Source organism: Ramlibacter agri (genome assembly GCF_012927085.1).
Lineage (GTDB): Bacteria > Pseudomonadota > Gammaproteobacteria > Burkholderiales > Burkholderiaceae_C > Ramlibacter > Ramlibacter agri.
This window is the reverse complement of record NZ_JABBFX010000001.1, coordinates 2930621-2949388: the sequence shown is the minus strand read 5'-3', so window position 1 is coordinate 2949388 and position 18768 is coordinate 2930621. Positions and strand designations below refer to the sequence as shown.

The following is an 18768-nucleotide window of genomic DNA, read 5'->3' as shown; positions in this document are numbered from 1 at the left end:
CGTCAAGCCAGCGTTGCAGTGCAACCTCAGCGAGTGACAAATTGGCGCAGCTTCAATCCCCCGATGCGCAGCGCACCGAAGTACAGGACACCGGACGCGGCCATCATCAGCGCCATCGCGCCGATGCGCTTGAAGGGCTCGGCGCGCCAGGCCACCCAGGGCAGGCTGCCGTTGGCCCACATCAGGAACACGGCCAGCAAGGCGGTGGCGGCGAACACCTGGAGGGCGAACATGGGCCAGCCGGGGTGCGGGCGGTAGCGGCCCTTCTTCAACAGGCCGGCCAGCAGCAGGCCCGAGTTCACCAGCGCCCCAAGACCGATGGAGAGCGCAAGGCCCGCATGCTTCAGCCAGGGCACCAGCGCGACGTTCAGCAGCTGCGTGGTCACCAGGGCGACGATCGCGATGCGCATCGGCGTCTTCATGTCGTGGCTGGCGTAGTAGCCCGGAGCCAGCACCTTGATGGCCACCAGGCCCAGCAGTCCGGTGCCGTAGCCGGCCAGCGCCAGCGCGACCTGCTCCACGTCGCTGTCCTTGAAGGCGCCGTAGTGAAACAGCGTGGCGACCAGCGGGCGCGCGAACACCAGCAGCGCCACCGAGCAGGGGACGGCCGCCAGCACCACCAGCCGCAGGCCCCAGTCCAGCATGGCCGAGTAACGGTCCTCATCGCCGCTGGCGCGCGCCGCGGCCAGCTGGGGCATCAGCACCACGCCCAGCGCGACGCCCAGCATGGCGGTCGGGAACTCCATCAGCCGGTCGGCCGAATTGAGCCAGCTCACGCTGCCCGCCGCCAGGTGCGACGCGATCTGCGTGTTGATCAGCAGGGAGATCTGGGCGACGCTCACGCCCAGCAGCGCCGGCAGCATCAGCCGCAGGATCTTGCGGGTGGCCGGGTCGTTCATCGAAGCCTTCAGGCTCGCGGCCGCCAGGCCGATGCGCGGCAGCATGCCGATGCGCCTGAGCGCCGGCAGCTGGCAGGCCAGCTGCAGGATGCCGCCCACCATCACGCCCACGCACTGCGAGTAGATCGGCTCGATGCCCAGCCGCCGGAACAGCGGCACGCCCAGCAGGATGGACAGGATCAGCGTGACGTTCAGCAGCACCGGCGAGGCCGCCGGCACGGCGAACTTCTTCCAGGTGTTGAGGATGCCGCCCGCCAGTGCCACCAGCGACATGAAGCCGATATAGGGGAACATCACGCGCGTCATGACGACGGCGGCGTCGTATTCCTTCAGCCCGCTGGCCAGGGCCCAGACCAGCAGCGGCGCGCCCACCACGCCGGCGAGGCACAGCAGCACCAGCGTCCACAGCAGCACGGTGGAGACGTGGTCGACGAGCACCTTGGCGCCCTGGTCGCCCTCGGTGGCCCGGCAGCCCGCCAGCACCGGCACGAAGGCCTGGCTGAAGGCGCCCTCGCCGAACACCCGGCGGAACAGGTTGGGGATGCGGAAGGCGACGTAGAACGCGTCCGTCAGGGCGTTGACGCCGAACACCGAAACCATCAGCACGTCCCGGAACAGGCCGGTGACGCGGGAAGCCAGGGTGAGGAGGGAGACGGTGGATGCGGCTTTGAACAGACTCACTGGCCCGAGTTTAGCCCGGCGGTCCACCCTGAAGCCCCCTCCCCGGCCAGGGAACGCCGGCGGGCTATAATGGTGGGCTTTGCTGGCATCATCCTCAGACAAGTAAGGAACACACCATGGCTTCTGCAAAACCCAAGAAGAAGAACCCCCGCCTGGCATCCGGCCGCAAGCGCGCCCGCCAGGACGTCAAGCTGAACGCCGCGAACACCTCGCTGCGCTCCAAGTACCGCACCGCCGTGAAGAACGTCGAGAAGGCCGTCGCCGCCGGTGACAAGGCCAAGGCGACCGAACTCTTCGCCAAGGCGCAATCCATCGTGGACACGGTTGCCGACAAGGGCATCTTCCACAAGAACAAGGCCTCGCGCGACAAGAGCCGTCTGTCCGCCAGGGTCAAGGGCCTGCAGGCCGCCGCCTGACGAACCAGTCGGGCAAGCACGTGAGGCGCAAGCTTCACGCCGTTTGAACCGGGTGCGCTGCCAGCAAAGCAAAAAAGGAAAACCGCCTTCGGGCGGTTTTTTCTTGGGCGCTCCGGAAGGGCTTGGCCCCTAGGACTGCGCCTCTTCCAGCGCCGCCATCGCCCGCCCGAACACCTCGTCGAGCGCACAGCGCAGGCGCGTGACCTCGTCCTGCAGCACGGCGACCCGCCGGCTGTCGCCCACCAGCGTTTCGGTGGCGGCCCAGCGGGCCTCGCAGGCGTAGAGCTCGCGGCGCAACCGCTCCCAGGCTTCGAACTCCCGGTCGACCCGACCCTGCTGCAACTTCTTCATGGCTTCCCGACGTCCGGCGTGCCCGTGCTTTTGCTAGAGTGCACGGTGATCCCCCGCGATGGTAGGCGGCGCAATGCGACCGAGCCTGAGCAAACCTGAGCGCCGGACCTCGCAGTACACGAGCCATGAATCCGCAGGACGGCCCACCGGCCGACATCACCGACCTCCTCCTCGACGCCATCTGCACCGTCGACGAGCAAGGGCACTTCCTCGCCATCCGCGGCGCCTGCGAGGCCATCTTCGGCTACCGGCCCGACGAGATGCTCGGCAAGCGCATGATCGAATTCGTCTACGAAGGCGACCGCCAGCGCACGCTGCAGGCGGTGGACCGCATCATGGACGGCTACCTGCAGCGCCACTTCGAGAACCGCTACGTGCGCAAGGACGGCCGCCTGGTCCACATCATGTGGTCCGCGCGCTGGTACCCGGAAGACGGTGTGCGCGTCGCGGTCGCACGCGACATCACCCATCGCAGCGAGGCCGCGGCGATGGCCGAGACCTTGCCGGCCGCCGACACCGGACCGGCGTGGCGCCTGGGCAGCGCGCCGCCGCGCCTGGTCCCGCCCGGCCTGTCGGCCGTACCGCTTTCGGCGCAGGACCACACGGTGCTGCTGGCCCTGGCCACGGGCGGCGAATGCGTGCGCCGGCAGGCGATCGTGAAGGCGCTCGGCGAGGACTACCTGCAATACGACCAGCGTCGGCTGGACACCCAGATGCGGCGGCTGCGCCGCAAGGTGGAACAGGCCTGCGGCCTGCAGTTGCCGGTGGCCACGGTGCGCGGCGTGGGCTACCGCGTCTACCAGCGGATCGAGGTCTGCGACTAGGAACCTAGGCCCGCGGCTGCCGGTCTTCCGGCAGCAGGCAGGCCTCGCCCACCTGCAGGTCGTTGTCCTTGGCGAAGTTCAGCACGAAGTCCCAGGCCATGGGCTCGGCCTTGCGCAGTTCGCTGTTGACGATCACGCACTTGATGCCGTTGATGACCGTGGGCACGCACCAGGGCGAGTAGCTGAGGTGGGAGCCGGGCTGGGCGCCGCCCGGACGGAACTGGCTCATGACGCCGGCCAGGCGCTCGGCCCAGTCGCTGGGCCGGAAAGTCCGCCCTGCGCGGGTAATGCCCTGGATGAAGACTTCTTTGGCGTCGCTGGAGACCATGGGTGGGAGTCGTGCTGCAGCGGATGGGACGGGTAGTCCTTGCTGCATTGCACAAGTATTCTATCTTATATAAGAGTTCAGCCTCGCAGCCACCGCCGGGCACCACCCCCGCGGCGAGGGGGCATCGGTGTGATGCGGAATTGTCAAACAACCATCGCAAGCCGTGTGCCTACAATTGCACTTCAACGGCTCACGTCACAGGAGCCCGTGAAGCCAGCTTCACGGGGCCCGCGTTGAGCCGCTTTTCATTTGTGATGCTGAAAGGTTGACTTCCATGGCCCAGATCGAGGCTTCCTCGCCCCATACCATGAACACCTACGGCCGCCTGCCGATCGCGCTGTCGCACGGCCAGGGCGTGCACGTCTGGGACGTCAACGGCAAGCGATACCTGGATGCGCTGGCGGGCATCGCCGTGAACACCCTGGGGCACAACCACCCCAAGCTGGTGCCGGCCCTGCAGGACCAGATCTCCAAGATCATCCACAGCTGCAACTACTACCACGTGCCCAACGCGGAGAAGCTGGCGGCCAAGCTGGTCGAGCTCTCGGGCATGACCAACGTGTTCTTCGGCTCGACCGGCCTGGAAGCCAACGAGGCGGCGATCAAGCTGGCGCGCAAGTTCGGGCACGACAAGGGCATCGAGCGCCCCGAGATCGTGGTCTACGAGAAAGCCTTCCATGGCCGCAGCATCGCCACGCTGTCCGCCACCGGCAACGAGAAGGTGCAGCAGGGCTTCGGCCCGCTGGTGGAAGGCTTCATCCGCGTGCCGCTGAACGACATCGACGCGCTGAAGCAGGCCACCGAGGGCAACCCCAACGTCGTCGCCGTGTTCTTCGAGACGATCCAGGGCGAAGGCGGCATCAACCAGATGCGCATCGACTACCTGAAGCAGGTGCGCGCCCTGTGCGACCAGAAGGACTGGCTGCTGATGATCGACGAAGTGCAGTGCGGCATGGGCCGCACCGGCAAGTGGTTCGCGCACCAGTGGGCCGGCATCGTGCCGGACGTGATGCCGCTCGCCAAGGGCCTGGGCTCCGGCGTGCCGATCGGCGCGGTGGTGGCCGGCCCCAAGGCCGCCAACATCTTCCAGCCAGGCAACCACGGCACCACCTTCGGCGGCAACCCGCTGGCCATGCGGGCCGGCGTGGAGACGATCCGCATCATGGAAGAAGACGGCCTGCTGGAAAGCGCCGCGCGCGTCGGCGCCCACCTGAAGGGCGCGCTGCAGCGCGAGCTGGGCAACCTCGACGGCGTGGTCGAAGTGCGCGGCCAGGGCCTGATGATCGGCGTCGAACTGGCCCGCAACTGCTCGGTGCTGACGCAACGCGCCTGCGACGCCGGCCTGTTGATCAGCGTCACGGCCGACACCGTCATCCGCCTGCTGCCGCCCCTCATCATGACCGAGGCCGAGGCGGACCAGGTCATCGCGATCCTGGTGCCGCTGGTCAAGGACTTCCTGGCGCAATGACCATGACGATTCGCCATTTCCTGCAGTTCACGGATTTCTCGGCGGAGGAGCACGCCTGGGTGTTCAAGCGCGCCGGCGAGATCAAGCGCAAGTTCAAGAAGTACGAGAAGTACCACCCGCTGGCCGACCGCACGCTGGCCATGATCTTCGAGAAGGCTTCCACGCGCACCCGCGTGAGCTTCGAGGCGGGCATGTACCAGCTGGGGGGCTCGGTGGTGCACCTCACCACCGGCGACAGCCAGCTGGGACGCTCGGAGCCGATCGAGGACAGCGCCAAGGTGATCAGCCGCATGGTGGACATGGTGATGATCCGCACCTTCGGCCAGGACAAGATCGAGCGCTTCGCCGAGCACTCGCGGGTGCCGGTGATCAACGGCCTCACCAACGAGTTCCATCCCTGCCAGATCCTGGCGGACATCTTCACCTACATCGAGCACCGCGGCTCGATCCAGGGCAAGGTGGTGGCCTGGGTCGGCGACGGCAACAACATGGCCAACACGTGGCTGCAGGCGGCGGAGCTGCTCGGGTTCACCGTGCACGTGAGCACGCCCACCGGCTACGAGGTGGACCAGGACATCGCCGGCATCCGCAGCCGCGACAGCTACAAGGTGTTCCGCGACCCGATGGAAGCCTGCCGCGGCGCCGACCTGGTGACCACCGACGTGTGGACCAGCATGGGCTTCGAGGCCGAGAACGAGGCGCGCCGCAAGGCCTTCGCCGAATGGTGCGTCGACACTGAAATGATGAAGGTGGCCAAGCCCGACGCCCTCTTCATGCACTGCCTGCCCGCGCACCGCGGCGAGGAAGTGGAAGCCGACGTGATCGACGGCCCGCAGTCCGTGGTGTGGGACGAGGCGGAGAACCGCATGCACGTGCAGAAGGCGCTGATGGAGTTCCTGCTGCTAGGAAAAGTGGACGATTGACGTTGGCGGTGCGCAGCGAGCTGCGCACCCTACAGGTTCGCAGCTTCGCGTTCCTTGACCTCGTCCAGCACCGAAGCCACCGCATCGCCCAGCTGCGCGATGTCGAAAGGCTTGCGCAGGATGCGCGGGCGACCGGCCAGGCGCTCCACGGCCGCCATGTCGGCGTAGCCCGTGGCCAGGATCACCGGGATGTCGCCGATCCTCTTGCGCGCTTCCGAGATGACTTCCGCGCCGGTCATGTCCGGCATCGCATAGTCCACCACCAGCAGGTCTGGCTTGATGGTTTCCAGCTGCTGCAGCGCCTCGTGGCCGTTGGCGGCTTCGGTCACGCGGTAGCCGATCAGGCTCAGGCACTCGACGATCACGCGGCGCACGTCGGGGTCGTCCTCCACCACCAGAATGTGGCAGCTCCCGGCCTGGGCCGGCACCGCGGGTTCCTGGTTGCGCATGGACGTCGGCTCCTCGGCCTCGCTATCGGCCTGCGGGAACAGCAGTTCGACGACGGTGCCCTGGCCTTCCACGCTGCGCAGGCGCGCGATGCCGCCCGACTGCCGGGCGAAGCCGTACACCTGGCTCAGGCCCAGCCCCGTGCCCCGGCCCACCGGCTTGGTCGTGAAGAAGGGATCGAACACCTTGGCCAGGATGTTGGGCGCGATGCCCGTGCCGTTGTCCGTGATCGTCAGCAGCACGTAGTCGCCGGCCGGCAGGTCGCGCTCGTCGGTGTCGAAGTAGCGGGTGCCGGTGGCGATGGCCAGCTTGCCGCCTTCGGGCATCGCATCCTTGGAGTTCACGGCGAGGTTCAGGATCGCCATCTCCAGCTGGCCCGGGTCCAGCACCACGGCGGCGTCTTCCTCGCACAGGTCGAACTGCACTTCCACCCCGGAACCGACCGAGATCTCCAGCAGGTCGCGCATGCCATTGAGCAGCTGGTTCACGTGCGTCAGCTTGGGCAGCAGCGACTGGCTGCGGGCGAAAGACAGCAGCTGGTTGGTCAGGCGCGCGCCGCGCCGGGACGCGCTCTTGGCGCGCTCCACCACGGGCTTGACCTTCTCCTCCTTGGCATAGAGGGAGACCAGCTCGAGGTTCATGTTGACCACGTGCAGCAGGTTGTTGAAGTCGTGGGCGATGCCGCCCGTGAGGCGGCCGATCGCCTCCATCTTCTGCACCTGCGTGAGCGCGGCCTGGGCCCGCTCGCGCTCGTTGATCTCCTTCATCAGGCGGTCGTTGGCGCTGGCCAGCTCGCGGGTGCGGGTGAGGATGCGATCCTCGAGCTCGCTGTTCAAGCGCTGCAGTTCGCCGCGCGTGCCGCTCAACTCCTGCAGGTGTTCGCGCGCAGCGTACTGGCGGCGGCGCGCGCGCACGGCCGACTCGGCGGCGCTGGCCAGTGTCTCGGCGTTCAGCGGGCGCTCCAGCACCACCAGGTTGCCCAGGCTGTGCAGGCTGTGGAAATCCTTCTCGGGCCGCCGCCCCTCGCGCTTGGTGGCCAGCACCACGAAGGGGAAGTCGGACCAGGGCGGCTGCTGCTGCAGCCATTGCATGAGCCGGTTGTCCGCCAGCAGTTCGGCCAGCGCCTCCTCGGTGAGGATGACGCTGGCAGCGCCCTGCTCCAGGCAATCCATCAATTCGTCGCGGCTCTCGCAGACCTGGGCGGTGATGCCCTGGTGTTCGAGCACCCCGTGGACGACGACCGCATCGCGGCCGCGCGGGGCGTGGATCAGGACGCGCAGGTCGTTCACTTCGCGCCCCTGTCGCCCAGCAGCGCGGTCTCGCCGCGGTAGGCCGCCACGCCCGTCAGCACGCCTTCGAAGTCGCTCAGCTCCTGCCCCACCTCGATGCCGCCGGGCGCCATGCGGAACTCCCGGATCGTCTGCTCGTGATGGTTGGTGCGGCTCTTCACCATCGACACGGCCTTCAACAGCTGGCCCCGCGCCTCGAAGAAGCGGAACAACAGGATGCCGTCGCTCAGGTAGCTCATGTCCACATCGGCCCGCGTCTCGCCCACCAGGCCGTGCTGGCCCAGGATCAGGATGGTGACCACGTTGAGGTTGTTCAGGTAGGTCAGCAGCTCGTGCATCTGCAGCATCAGGTAGCGGCTGCCCGGCATGGCCTGCAGGTAGGCGTTGAGGCTGTCGATCACCACGATCTTGCAGTCGTCCTCTTCCACCGCGTGCCGCACCATGTGCGCAAACTCGCCCGGCGACACTTCGGCGGGGTCCAGCGGAATCACCTGCAGCTGGCCGGTGAGGACGTATTCCTCGATGTCGATGCCCAGCGCCTTGGAGCGGATCACGAGCGTGGACAGGCCTTCGTCGAACAGGTAGTAGGCCGCCCGCTCGCCGCGCCGCAGGGCCGCTAGCGTCACGGCCATGGCCGTGGTGGTCTTGCCCACGCCGGACGGGCCGCAGAACAAGGTGTTGCTGCCGCAGGCCAGGCCGCCGCCCATGAGTGCGTCGAGCTTCAGGAGGCCGGTGCTGGCGATGCGGGCGTGCGACGCCATGCGGTGCTCCGCGGCGACCAGCCGCGGGAACACGGCGAGGCCGCCGGTGTCCAGCACGAAATCGTGCTCGCCGCCGCGATACTTGATGCCGCGCATCTTCGCGACATTCAGCCGGCGACGCTCGGGCCCGTACTGGTCGACGGACTGCTCCAGGTTGATGACGCCGTGCGCGATGCTGTGCAGCTGCAACTCGCTGTCCTTGCCGGAGAGGTCATCGAGCAGCAGCACGGTGCAGCCCTGCGCCGCGAAGAACTTCTTCAGCGCCAGCACCTGGCGCCGATAGCGCAGCGGGTTCTGTGCCAGCAGGCGCATTTCCGACAAGCTGTCGAAAACGACCCGGCTGGGCCGCAGCTCGCCGACCGCCTTCATCACGCGGTGCACCGTCTCGCCCAGTTCGATCTCGGAAGGATGCAGGATCGACTGCTCCGCCTCGGGGCCGAGGCCCTCGCTGCTGACCAGTTCGAAGATTTCGATGTCGTTGGTCGTCCAGCCATGCGAGGCCGCGACGGTGCACAGTTCTTCCGCCGTTTCGGAGAGCGTGACGTACAAGCCCTTCGCGCCGGCGTCTGCGCCCTGCCGGAGGAACTGCAGGCCGAGCGTGGTCTTGCCCGAGCCTGGATTGCCTTCGATCAGGTACAGGTGATTAAGGGGAATGCCTCCGCCCAGGACGTCGTCAAGGCCGGGGATCCCGGTCGAGGCGCGTTCCTGGATCGGCAGGCCGTCAATAGGGCGGTGTCGTCTCATCCAGTGCGAACAGCCACGAACTCAGGGGAGGCTGCCCGGCCATCGTAACGGTTGCTTTCGGCCCAAGGTGTAGTCCGAGTCCGACATCGCTGAGCGACTTTCGCTCCTGATCAGTGTTTCGCCTCGGCTTCCTGCAAGGCCCGCCACATCACCTTGCCGCTGCCGCTCTTGGGCAGCGCCTCCGCAAACTGCACGATGCGCGGCGCCTTGTAGACGGCCATCGTTTCCCGGCACCAGTCGACGATGTCCTGCTCGCTCACCTGGCCCTTGTGCGAGGGCCGCAGCACCACCATGGCCTTGACGGTCTCGCCACGGTAGGCGTCGTGGGCAGCGATGACGCAGGCTTCCTGGATGGCCGGGTGCTTGAACATCAGCGCTTCCACTTCGGCCGGCCACACCTTGAAGCCGGCGGCATTGATCATCCGCTTCAGGCGGTCGGTGAGGAAGAAGTAGCCGTCTTCGTCAGTGCGCCCGAGGTCGCCGGAGCGGAAGAAGCGCTTGCCCTCGAATTCGACGAAGGCGGCGGCCGTTGCTTCCGGCCGCTTCCAGTAGCCGTCGAACACCATCGGGCCGTGCATGATGATCTCGCCCTGCTCGCCGGGCGGCAGCTCGCGCAGCGTTTCGGGGTCGACCACGCGCGCGTCGCAGCTCATGAAGGGGATGCCCAGGCATTGCTGCTTGGGTGCATCGGAGGGATTGCTGTGCGAGGGCGCAGCGGTCTCGGTGAGGCCATAGCCTTCGACGTAGCGCAGGTCGAACTGCTCCAGCAGCCGCTGCGCCACCGCTTGCGGCATCGCCGCGCCGCCACCGCCGATGTGGACCAGGCTGGAGAGGTCGTAGTTCGCGAAGTTCGGGCTGGCCATCAGGTCGATGACCATCGTCGGGATGTTGGTCCAGCTCGTGACCTTGCGATTGGAGATGAGCCAGCCGGCGACGTCGCGGTCCCAGCGCGGCATCAGCACGATGCTCGCGCCCATGTAGATGCAGGCCTGCATCGCGCTGACCATGCCGGTGATGTGGAACATGGGCACCACGACCAGCGCCACGGTCTCGCAGGTGCCGTTGCCCCAGGTGGCGCTGGCCACCGCGTTGTGCATCAGGCTGCGGTGCGGGTGCATGCAGCCCTTGGGATTGCCGGTGGTGCCGCTGGTATAGGGCAGCACGGCGAGGTCGGCGGGCCCCACTTCCAGCGGCGGCAGCGGCAGGCTGTTGTCCAGTGCCGCGGTCCAGGCGTGCACCTCGCCGCTCGCGAGCTGCGGCAGCGGATGGCGCGTGAGCAGCCAGTCGCGCCAGGCCGCAGGCATCGGTCCGCCGTCCGGCGAAGCCGGGTCGAAGGCATCGGTGAACTGCGTGACGACCAGGTGCCGCAGGCGCTGCGCTTCCGGCAGCTGCGCGTCGGCCTTGGCGATCTCCGCCGCCAGGTCGCCGGTGGTGATGGCCACCTTCGCGTCCGGATCGGTGATGTAGTGCTTGAGCTCCTCGGCCCGGTTCATCGGATTCACCGGGACGACCACCGCGTTGGCGCGCAGGATGGCGAAATGGGCGATCACCAGCTGCGGGCAGTTCTGCATGTCCAGCAGCACCCGGTCGCCCTTGCGCACGCCCAGCGCATGCAGGCGCGCGGCCAGGAGCTCGGCCTGGCGCTGCAGCTCCGCATACGAAGTGACGCGATCGAAGAACACCAGCCCTGGCTTGTGCGGGTAGCGGCGGGCGCTGGTCGCCAGGTTGTCCCACAGCGAAGTGGCCGGGACGGTCAGGGAATGGGGCAGGCGCTTGGGCCAGAACTTGTAGTGCGGGCGGTCCATGGGTCCTAGGGTTCCTTCGGGCGCAGGGTAGCCCGCGAGCCGCGGGCCGGCATCCGGGAAGCTCCCAAGGCCGGTCACATTGGCGACCGGCGCCTGCCTTAGCATCGCGCGATGCTGAAACCCTTCGCCTTCGTGCTCGGCCTCGCGTGCGCCGCTTCCACCGGGGCCTTCGACCTCGAGGGCCATCGCGGCACGCGCGGCCTGGCGCCCGAGAACACCCTGCCCGCCTTCGGCCGCGCCATGTCCATCGGCGTTGACACGCTGGAGCTGGACGTCGCGATGACAGCCGATGGCGTGCTGGTGGTCTCGCACGACCCCTTCCTCAACCCGATCCACACCCGCGATGCGGCGGGCCAATGGCTGGAAGGCAAGCGCGGGCCGCTGATCCGCTCGCTCACCCTCGCGCAGCTGCAGGCGTATGACGTGGGCCGCATCCGCCCCGACACCAGCTATGCGAAGACCTTCCCGAGCCAGCAGCCGCAGGACGGCGCGCGGGTGCCGACGCTGAAGCAGGTGTTCGAGCTGGCGCGCTCGCGGCGGGCCTTGGTGCGCTTCAACATCGAAACCAAGGTCTACCCCGACCACCCCGAAGACTCGGACCCGCCGGAGGTGGTGACGAAGGCCCTGCTGGCCGCGGTGCGCGAGGCGGGCCTGCAGGACCGCGTGACCGTCCAGAGCTTCGACTGGCGCACCTTGCAGCTGGCGCAGAAGCTGGAACCCGCCATCCCCACGGCCTACCTCACGGTGCAGACCCGCAACAGCGACAACACCCGCGACCCGGCCTGGACCGCGGGCCTGAAGCTGGAGGACTACGGCAGCGTGCCGAAGATGGTGAAGGCCGCCGGCGGCGCCATCTGGTCGCCCAATAGCGGCGCGCTGACCGAGCCGCTGGTGCGCGAAGCGCAGTCGCTCGGACTGAAGGTGCTGCCCTGGACCGTCAACGAGCCGGCGGAGATGGACCGCCTGCTGGCCTGGGGCGTCGACGGCATCATCAGCGACTACCCCGACCGGCTGCGCGAGGCGATGGCGCGCCGTGGCATGACGCTGCCGGCGCCCGCGCCCTAATGGTCGTGCCGGTGGTGCGCATCCGGGTAGTGCGGATGCGCATGCACCAGCGGCACGTGTTCGTGCCGGTGTGAATGCCGCGTGCCGGGCGGCACCGGCGGCTCGTGTTCATGCGCGTGGTGCTCGTCACCGGCGCCGTGCACGTGTTCGTGCTCGTGGACCGTCGCCTCGTGCGCGTGGCGGTATTCGTGGCGCTCCGTCAGGTGCAGCCACACGCCCAGGCCCATCAGCAGCGCGGCGGCCGCCAGCTTGGCTGTCAGCGGCTCGTCCAGCAAGGCCACGGCCAGCAGCGCGCCGAAGAAGGGCGCCACCGAGAAGTAGGCGCCGGTGCGCGCGGTCCCCAGGTGGCGCAGCGCGCGCACGAACAGCACCAGGCTCACGCCATAGGACAGCAGGCCCAGCACGCCGGCGGCCAGCACGAAGTTCGGCGCGGGCCAGTGCGCGCCCAGCGCCAAGGCCAGCGCGAGATTGGTGACGCCGGCAGCGAGGCCCTTGACCATCGCGATCCAGGACGCATCGGCCAGCGCCACCTTGCGCGTCAGGTTGTTGTCGATCGCCCAGGCCGCGCAGGCGCCGACCACCAGCAGCATCGGGCCCCAGGCCACCGCGCCGGCGCCCTGCGCCGGCCAGGCCAGGGCCAGGCCGCCGGCGACGATGCAGGCCATGCCCAGCGCCACCCGGCGGTCGACGTTCTCGCGGAAGACGAACCAGGCCAGCAGCGCCGTCAGCACGCCTTCGGCATTGAGCAGCAGCGAGGCCTGGGCAGCGGGCAGGTGCGCCAGTCCGAGCATCAGCAGCACCGGCCCGGCGACGCCACCGGCCGCGATGGCGCCGGCCAGCCAGGGCCATTCGCCGGGCGCCAGCCGCACGCGCTCGCCCGCTTGCAGCCGGCGCAGCAGCGCCAGGCCGAGGCCGGATCCGAGGTAAAGCAGGCCGGCCAGCAGCCAGGGACCGATGGTCTGCAGCAGCAGCTTGGCCAGCGGCGCGGCGGCGCCGAACAGCAGGGCGGCCGCCAGGGCCGCGGCCACGCCGGGGGGCGGAGTCGATCGCATGCGGCGATCCTAAACGGGACTGCCGGGCGCGGGCCCGGCAGTTCACGGGGTGCGGGCGGGCCCGCGCGCTTCAGCGGAAGATCTTCGCCAGCACGAAGCCGGCGGCGAAGGCGATGCCCAGCGCAGCCAGCGGGTTGGCGCGCACCTGCTCGCGGGCCATGTCGCCGTATTCCTGCTGCAGGCTCATCATCTTGTCGCTGCTGGTGCCCAGCTTCTGCTCCAGGGTGTCCACGGCTTCGTGCAGGGTCTGGGCCATCTTGCGCACGCGATTGACGTCGCCGTTCAGGCCGGACGCGCCGGAGCTGCTGCCGCCTTGGGTGGTGTCGGCACTGGTGGGAAACGGGTTGCTGGCGGTTTCGGCGTTCATGGGCGTGTCCTCTCTCGAGCTCCGTGGGGGTGATGCCGGCGCGGCCGGCGGAAGCCTCCACTGTAGGAAGCCCAGCCTTGGCGGCGTGTCGGAGAAGGCGCCGCACGGGCTGTAGGAAATGTCCTGCGCCGAAGCCGGCCTTGGCGTAAGCGATTGCAATCGCGCGGGCTCGACAAGGACTCGCGTTCGTAGACTGGCCCTATGCCATCGCACGAGAAATACGAGGAATACCAGGCCTGCGCGGACGAATGCGGCCAGCACGACATGGACCATTGCCAGCAGTGCGCCGAAAGCTTGCCGGCTCTGCGCCAGCGAGTGCCGCGAGATGGTGGCGGCCGCCTAGTTCCAGTACGCTTCCGCCGCGTAGCGCCGCAGCATGCGGTGGCTGTTGAAGTACGAGCCGTTGCGCGCGATCGCCGACTTCATGATGTGCGCCCAGCGGCCGTCCGCCGCATGCCAGGCGGGCAGCACCGCGGTTTCGAGCTTGTCGTAGAGCGAGGCCGCGTGCCGCCCGGCGTCCTGGTCGCCGTCGGCGCCGATCGCCCAGCCCGTGACGCCCTCTTCCCAGCCTTCCAGCCACCAGCCATCGAGCACGCTCAGGCTCGGCACGCCATTGAGGGCCGCCTTCATGCCGCTGGTGCCCGAGGCTTCCAGCGGCGGCAGCGGCGTGTTGAGCCAGACATCGACGCCGGCCACCAGCTGCCGCGCGAGGCTCACGCCGTAATCGGGCAGGAAGACCACCGGTACCTCGCCTTCCAGCTGCCGCGCCCACTCCAGCAACTTTGCGATGTGGCGCTTGCCGGGTTCGTCGTGCGGATGCGCCTTGCCCGCCACCAGCACCTGCAGCGGCCAGCGCCTGGCCAGTGCACGCAGCCTTTCGAGGTCGGAGAACAGCAGGCCGGGACGCTTGTAATCGGTCATGCGGCGCGCGAAACCGAGCGTCATGCGCTGCGGCTGCAAGGCCGCACCCCCGGGGTAGCGCGCCGCGGTGTGCAGCAGCCGCTGGCGCGATTGCGCGTGGGCCGCGACCACCTCCGCATCGGGCACGGACAGCACGCGCACCAGCAGCTCGGGCTCGTGGCACCACTTGGGGATGTGATGGTCGAAAACGAGCTGCATGGGCAGCGACGTCCACGTGAGCGCATGCACGCCATTGGTGACGGCATGCACGTCGTAGCCGGGGAACAGCGCGCGTGAGGTCTCGGCGTGGCGATCGGCCACGCCGTTGACCCAGCCGCACAGGGCCAGCGCCAGCCGCGTCAGGTTGAAGCGTGCGCCGCCGCCTAACTGGCGCAGCAGCGTCGCGACGACCAGGCCCCCGAGCTGTTCTTCCACCAGTTGGTGCTCGTACTGGTCGTGGCCCGCTTCCACCGGCGTGTGCGTGGTGAACACGCACTGCACCCGCACCGCCTCCACCGCGAGCTCCAGGGCCCGGCCGCTGGCCGCGGCGGCGCCGCGTTCGCGCAGCAGCTCCAGCGCCAGCAGCGCGGAGTGGCCTTCGTTCAGGTGGTACTTGTGGACCGGGATGCCCAGCGCGTGCAGCATGCGCACGCCGCCCACGCCCAGCACGATCTCCTGCCGCAAGCGGTAGCTGGCGTCCTGGCCGTACAGGAAGTGCGTGAGCGCGCGGTCCTCCTCGCGGTTCTCCGGCAGGTCGGTATCCAGCAGGATCACGGGCACGCTCGCGGTCTGGCGGCACGAGGTGCTGACCTCGTATTCCCAGCCGCCGACCCACACTTCGCGCGTGCCGATGGTCACCACCACCTTGCAGGCCAGCCGCCGCGCGCGCTGCGCGGGCTCCCAGGAGGCGGGGTGTTCCACCTGGTGGCCGTCGACGATCTCCTGGCGGAAGTAACCGGCGCGGCTGGCGAGCGTGACGCCCACCATGCGCACGCCCAGGTCGGCGGCGCTGCGCATCATGTCGCCGGCCAGCACGCCCAGGCCGCCGCTGTACGTGGGCACGTCGTCCTCGAGGGCGATCTCCATCGAGAAGTAGGCGATGCGTGGCAGCGCCGCGGACGGGTCATCCATCACGCCATCATGGCATGGGCACCTCGCCCAGGGAAGAAGCCCCTTGCGCCGCATCCCATAATGGCGCGCATGGAGTCCAGCATCACCCGCGTGGCCGGCATCGAGGTCGGCCACTTCACCGACACCCGCCGGCCCACCGGCTGCACCGTGGTGCTCGCCCGCGCCGGCGCGGTGGCCGGCGTCGACGTGCGCGGCGCCGCCCCCGGCACACGCGAGACCGACCTGCTGCATCCGTCCAACGTGGTGGAACGCGTGCACGGCATCCTGCTGTCCGGTGGCAGCGCCTGGGGCCTCGACGCCGCTTCGGGCGTGATGCGCTGGCTGGACGAACAGGGCGCGGGCATGACCGTGGGCCCGGCGCGCCTGCCCATCGTCCCCGGCGCCGTGCTGTTCGACCTGCCGCTCGGCGACCAGCGCATCCGGCCCGACGCGGCTGCCGGCTATGCGGCCTGCCAGGCGGCGTCGACGGCAGCTCCGGCCGAAGGCTGCGTGGGCGCCGGCGCCGGCGCCGTGGTCGGCAAGATCTTCGGCTTCCCCCGCGCGATGAAAGGCGGCATCGGCCATGCCGCGATCACCGTCGACGGCGTGACGGTCGGCGCGATCATCGCCTGCAACGCGCTGGGCGACGTGGTGGACCCCGACACCGGCCGCGTGATCGCCGGCGCCCGCACTGCGGACGGCCTGCAGTTGCTCGATTCGCGCCGCGCCCTGCTGCGTGGCGACGCGCCCAAGCCTATCCTGGCGGGCAGCAACACCACCATCGGCGTGATCGCGACCGACGCGGTGCTCACCAAGATCCAGGCCGGCCGCCTGGCGACCGTGGGCCACGACGGCCTGGCCCGCGCGATCAACCCGGTGCATACGCTGTCCGACGGCGACACGCTGTTCGCGCTGGCCACCGGCGCCAGCAACAAGACACTGGGCATGATGACCTTGATCACCATGGCGGCCGAGGCCTGCGCGCTGGCGACGGTGCGTGCCGTGCGGGCCGCGCAAGGCCTGCGCCTGGGCGACCTGCACCTGCCGGCCGCCGGCGACGTCCAATGAAGAAGGCAACGAAGAGAGCCACGCAGGCCGTGCGCAGCACCATCCTGTCCGTGCGCGACTTGCTGGTGTCGGCCGGGCCGATCGCCGTGCTCGCCATCGCGCTGCTGGCCCTGGCGTACTGGTGGCTCGACCCCAACCCGCCCAAGCGGGTGCGGCTGGCCACCGGCCCGGCGCAGAGCGCCTACGAGGAATTCGGCAAGCGCTACCAGAAGGCGCTGGCGAAGTACGGCATCGCGGTGGAGCTGGTGCCCAGCGACGGCTCGCCCGCCAACCTGAAGCTGCTGCGCTCCGGCGCGGTGGACCTGGGCTTCGTGCAGGGCGGCAGCGGCGACCGCGAAGCCAACGAGGACAGCGGCATCGTCTCGCTGGGCAGCCTGTTCCTGGAACCGGTGTGGCTGTTCTACCGCGAGGACGCGGCGAAGAAGGCGCCCGGCGGCACGCTGGCCTCGCTGACGCAGCTGCAGGACCTGCGCGTGAACGTCGGCGGCCGCGGCAGCGGTTCGCCCTTCCTGATGCGGCGGCTGCTCGAGGCGAACAGCCTGGACCCGAAGCAGATGAAGCTGTCGCGCCTGGACCAGACCGCGGCGACGGTGGCTTTCCTCAATGGCGAGATCGACGCGCTGGTGTTCGCGTCGGCGCCGGAATCGCTGATGGTGCAGATGCTGCTGGCCACGCCCGGCGTGAAGCTGATGGACTTCCACCAGAGCGAGGCCTATTCGCGGCGCCTGCCCTTCCTCACGCCCGTGGTGCTGCCGCGCGGCGTGGTGGACCTGGCCAAGGACAACCCGCCGCAGGACGTGCGCCTGGTGGCGACCACCACTTCGCTGCTCGCGCGGGAAGGAACGCACCCGGCGCTCGTGCAGCTGTTCGCGCAGGCCGCGCGCGAGATCCATGGCCGTGCCAGCTGGTTCAACCGGGCGGGCAGCTTCCCCAGCACGGAGCACTCCGAATACCCGGTGTCGCCCGAGGCGGACCGCGCCATCCGCGGCGGCAAGCCTTTCCTGCAACGCTGGCTGCCGTTCTGGGGCGCCAACCTCGTGGAGCGCATGTGGCTGGCGCTGGGCATCATCCTCGCGGTGCTGCTGCCGCTGTCACGCATCGTGCCACCGCTGTACCAGTTCCGCATCCGTTCGCGCGTGTTCCGCTGGTATGCGCAGCTGCGCGAGCTGGAGATCCGGCTGCAGCAGGAGCCGGGAGAAGCGAAGGAAGTGGTCCAGGCGCTGGAAGCGCTGGACGAACGCGTGGGCCGCATCCACGTTCCGCTGTCGTACGCCGACGAGCTCTACGACCTGCGCAACAACATCGACCGCGTGCGCACCAAGGCGCAGCAGCTGGCGCCGGCCTGAAGCGCGCTCAGCGCGCCGCGGTGATGGTGCCGCTGCCCTTCATGCGGGCCTTGAGCTCGGTGAGCTGCTGTTCCAGTTCCGCCGCTTCCTCGGCGCCGTCGCGCGCATTGGCGATGTGGCGGCGCGTCTCGAAGGGCAGCTTGGCCGTGTTGCGGCCGTTCCAGATGCTGCGGCCCTTGGACGACAGGTTGTAGTAGATCGACACGCCCTCGCGCAGCTTGCGCGCGCGCTCGGTGGCGCTGAGCTTCAGGCCCGAGATGCGGTGCGCGCTCCAGATCGCAGCTTCGCGCATGTGCATGGCCGCGGCATGCACCGCCTGCACCGGGTCGGCAGGGTTGGTGAGGCCGACGGCGCGCGCGGTTGCCGGCTCGAACTGCGCGATGCCGAGGTTGGGCGTGCCGTCCTTGCTGGAGCCCAGGCGCGGGATCCAGCTGGTCTCGGCGTTGATGATGCCGTAGACGTCCTTGTAGCTCAGCCCCACGTCCGCGAGGTCGGCGTGCCTGGCGGCCGATTGCGCCAGCAGGATGCGCGACTGCGCATCGGGCGTCTTCAGCATGTCGTCGCCCAGTTTCACGGGCAGCCAGCGCAGCCTGGTGCGCAGCTGGCGGAACGGGTCGAAGCTTTGCGCGGCGGCCTGGGCGACGACCACGGGTGCCGGCGCGGCCTGCTGCGCGACCGCCGTGATGGCGGCCACCGCGGCCTGCGCCGTCTGGGTCCGCACGGGCGCGGCCAGCCCGGCGTGCTCCCGCTGAGCCAGCGTGTCGGAAGTGGTGGGGGTCACGCCCATCGAGCCGGTCAGGCCTGCGCCCAGCAGGCCCGCCAGCGCGAGGAGATGGGCCCTCGTCACTTGCTTGCGCTCTTTCATTCCTGAGTCCCCTCTGTCCGGAAGTTGCGGCAAAGACCTGTTGAGGGACTCGTGTCGGA

The 18768-nt window shown here is 69.1% G+C and carries 17 protein-coding genes; 7 read left to right on the top strand and 10 right to left on the bottom strand.

Annotated elements, in window-relative coordinates; all coding sequences use genetic code 11:
- Positions 1 to 26: 26 nt before the first annotated feature.
- On the bottom strand, positions 27 to 1580 hold the full coding sequence (murJ, locus tag HHL11_RS14355; RefSeq protein WP_169419033.1) for a murein biosynthesis integral membrane protein MurJ: 1554 nt from the start codon (positions 1578 to 1580) through the stop codon (positions 27 to 29).
- A 116-nt stretch (positions 1581 to 1696) separates the two neighbouring features.
- On the opposite strand from murJ, the gene rpsT reads away from it, so the two are divergent.
- Positions 1697 to 1996 (top strand): 30S ribosomal protein S20, encoded by a 300-nt coding sequence (gene rpsT, locus HHL11_RS14350; RefSeq protein WP_169419032.1) that lies wholly within the window; start codon positions 1697 to 1699, stop codon positions 1994 to 1996.
- 129 nt (positions 1997 to 2125) lie between these two features.
- Here rpsT and HHL11_RS14345 read toward each other — a convergent pair whose 3' ends face one another.
- On the bottom strand, positions 2126 to 2347 hold the full coding sequence (locus HHL11_RS14345) for a hypothetical protein (protein WP_169419031.1): 222 nt from the start codon (positions 2345 to 2347) through the stop codon (positions 2126 to 2128).
- Between the two features lie 125 nt (positions 2348 to 2472).
- On the opposite strand from HHL11_RS14345, the gene HHL11_RS14340 reads away from it, so the two are divergent.
- Entirely contained in the window at positions 2473 to 3171 is a 699-nt protein-coding gene (locus HHL11_RS14340) for a PAS domain S-box protein (protein ID WP_169419030.1), read from the top strand.
- A 4-nt stretch (positions 3172 to 3175) separates the two neighbouring features.
- On the opposite strand, the gene HHL11_RS14335 is transcribed toward HHL11_RS14340, so the two are convergent.
- Positions 3176 to 3499, bottom strand: coding sequence for a DUF3579 domain-containing protein (locus HHL11_RS14335; RefSeq protein ID WP_169419029.1), 324 nt, complete (start codon positions 3497 to 3499; stop codon positions 3176 to 3178).
- Positions 3500 to 3773: 274 nt separating this feature from the next.
- On the opposite strand from HHL11_RS14335, the gene HHL11_RS14330 reads away from it, so the two are divergent.
- A complete protein-coding gene (locus tag HHL11_RS14330) occupies positions 3774 to 4967 on the top strand; it encodes an aspartate aminotransferase family protein (protein ID WP_169419028.1) in 1194 nt (397 codons plus the stop codon).
- Positions 4964 to 5890, top strand: coding sequence for an ornithine carbamoyltransferase (argF, locus tag HHL11_RS14325; RefSeq protein ID WP_169419027.1), 927 nt, complete (start codon positions 4964 to 4966; stop codon positions 5888 to 5890). The genes HHL11_RS14330 and argF overlap by 4 nt, the downstream gene beginning before the upstream one ends.
- 29 nt (positions 5891 to 5919) lie before the next feature.
- Here the strand turns inward: argF and HHL11_RS14320 are convergent, their stop codons facing one another.
- The 3 genes from HHL11_RS14320 to HHL11_RS14310 all read right to left on the bottom strand — a co-directional run bounded on the left by HHL11_RS14320 (position 5920) and on the right by HHL11_RS14310 (position 10936).
- Positions 5920 to 7626 carry a response regulator gene (locus HHL11_RS14320; protein WP_169419026.1) on the bottom strand — a complete coding sequence of 569 codons (1707 nt, stop codon included), beginning with the start codon at positions 7624 to 7626 and terminating at the stop codon, positions 5920 to 5922.
- Positions 7623 to 9131, bottom strand: a complete 1509-nt coding sequence (locus HHL11_RS14315; protein ID WP_169419025.1) for an ATPase domain-containing protein — start codon at positions 9129 to 9131, stop codon at positions 7623 to 7625. The genes HHL11_RS14320 and HHL11_RS14315 overlap by 4 nt, the downstream gene beginning before the upstream one ends.
- Positions 9132 to 9241: 110 nt before the next feature.
- Entirely contained in the window at positions 9242 to 10936 is a 1695-nt protein-coding gene (locus tag HHL11_RS14310; protein ID WP_169419024.1) for a long-chain fatty acid--CoA ligase, read from the bottom strand.
- A gap of 111 nt (positions 10937 to 11047) precedes the next feature.
- Between HHL11_RS14310 and HHL11_RS14305 the strand changes: the two genes are divergently transcribed.
- Positions 11048 to 12001 carry a glycerophosphodiester phosphodiesterase gene (locus HHL11_RS14305; RefSeq protein ID WP_169419023.1) on the top strand — a complete coding sequence of 318 codons (954 nt, stop codon included), beginning with the start codon at positions 11048 to 11050 and terminating at the stop codon, positions 11999 to 12001.
- Here the strand turns inward: HHL11_RS14305 and HHL11_RS14300 are convergent.
- The 3 genes from HHL11_RS14300 to glgP all read right to left on the bottom strand — a co-directional run bounded on the left by HHL11_RS14300 (position 11998) and on the right by glgP (position 15451).
- On the bottom strand, positions 11998 to 13053 hold the full coding sequence (locus tag HHL11_RS14300; RefSeq protein ID WP_169419022.1) for a DMT family transporter: 1056 nt from the start codon (positions 13051 to 13053) through the stop codon (positions 11998 to 12000). The genes HHL11_RS14305 and HHL11_RS14300 overlap by 4 nt on opposite strands.
- Before the next feature lie 70 nt (positions 13054 to 13123).
- Positions 13124 to 13420 carry a hypothetical protein gene (locus HHL11_RS14295; protein ID WP_169419021.1) on the bottom strand — a complete coding sequence of 99 codons (297 nt, stop codon included), beginning with the start codon at positions 13418 to 13420 and terminating at the stop codon, positions 13124 to 13126.
- 339 nt (positions 13421 to 13759) lie between these two features.
- Positions 13760 to 15451: an alpha-glucan family phosphorylase gene (gene glgP, locus HHL11_RS14290; protein WP_169419020.1), complete on the bottom strand. Its 1692-nt coding sequence runs from the start codon at positions 15449 to 15451 to the stop codon at positions 13760 to 13762.
- Positions 15452 to 15511: 60 nt separating this feature from the next.
- Here glgP and HHL11_RS14285 point away from each other — a divergent pair, with 60 nt between their 5' ends.
- Together HHL11_RS14285 and HHL11_RS14280 are read left to right on the top strand one after the other, a co-directional pair.
- A complete protein-coding gene (locus tag HHL11_RS14285) occupies positions 15512 to 16498 on the top strand; it encodes a P1 family peptidase (protein WP_169419019.1) in 987 nt (328 codons plus the stop codon).
- Positions 16495 to 17844: a TAXI family TRAP transporter solute-binding subunit gene (locus HHL11_RS14280; RefSeq protein ID WP_169419018.1), complete on the top strand. Its 1350-nt coding sequence runs from the start codon at positions 16495 to 16497 to the stop codon at positions 17842 to 17844. Before HHL11_RS14285 ends, HHL11_RS14280 begins: the two co-directional genes overlap by 4 nt.
- A gap of 7 nt (positions 17845 to 17851) precedes the next feature.
- On the opposite strand, the gene HHL11_RS14275 is transcribed toward HHL11_RS14280, so the two are convergent.
- The gene (locus HHL11_RS14275; RefSeq protein ID WP_169419017.1) at positions 17852 to 18709 is read right to left on the bottom strand and encodes a lysozyme family protein; all 858 of its coding nucleotides are present in this window, start codon (positions 18707 to 18709) and stop codon (positions 17852 to 17854) included.
- Positions 18710 to 18768: the final 59 nt, after the last annotated feature.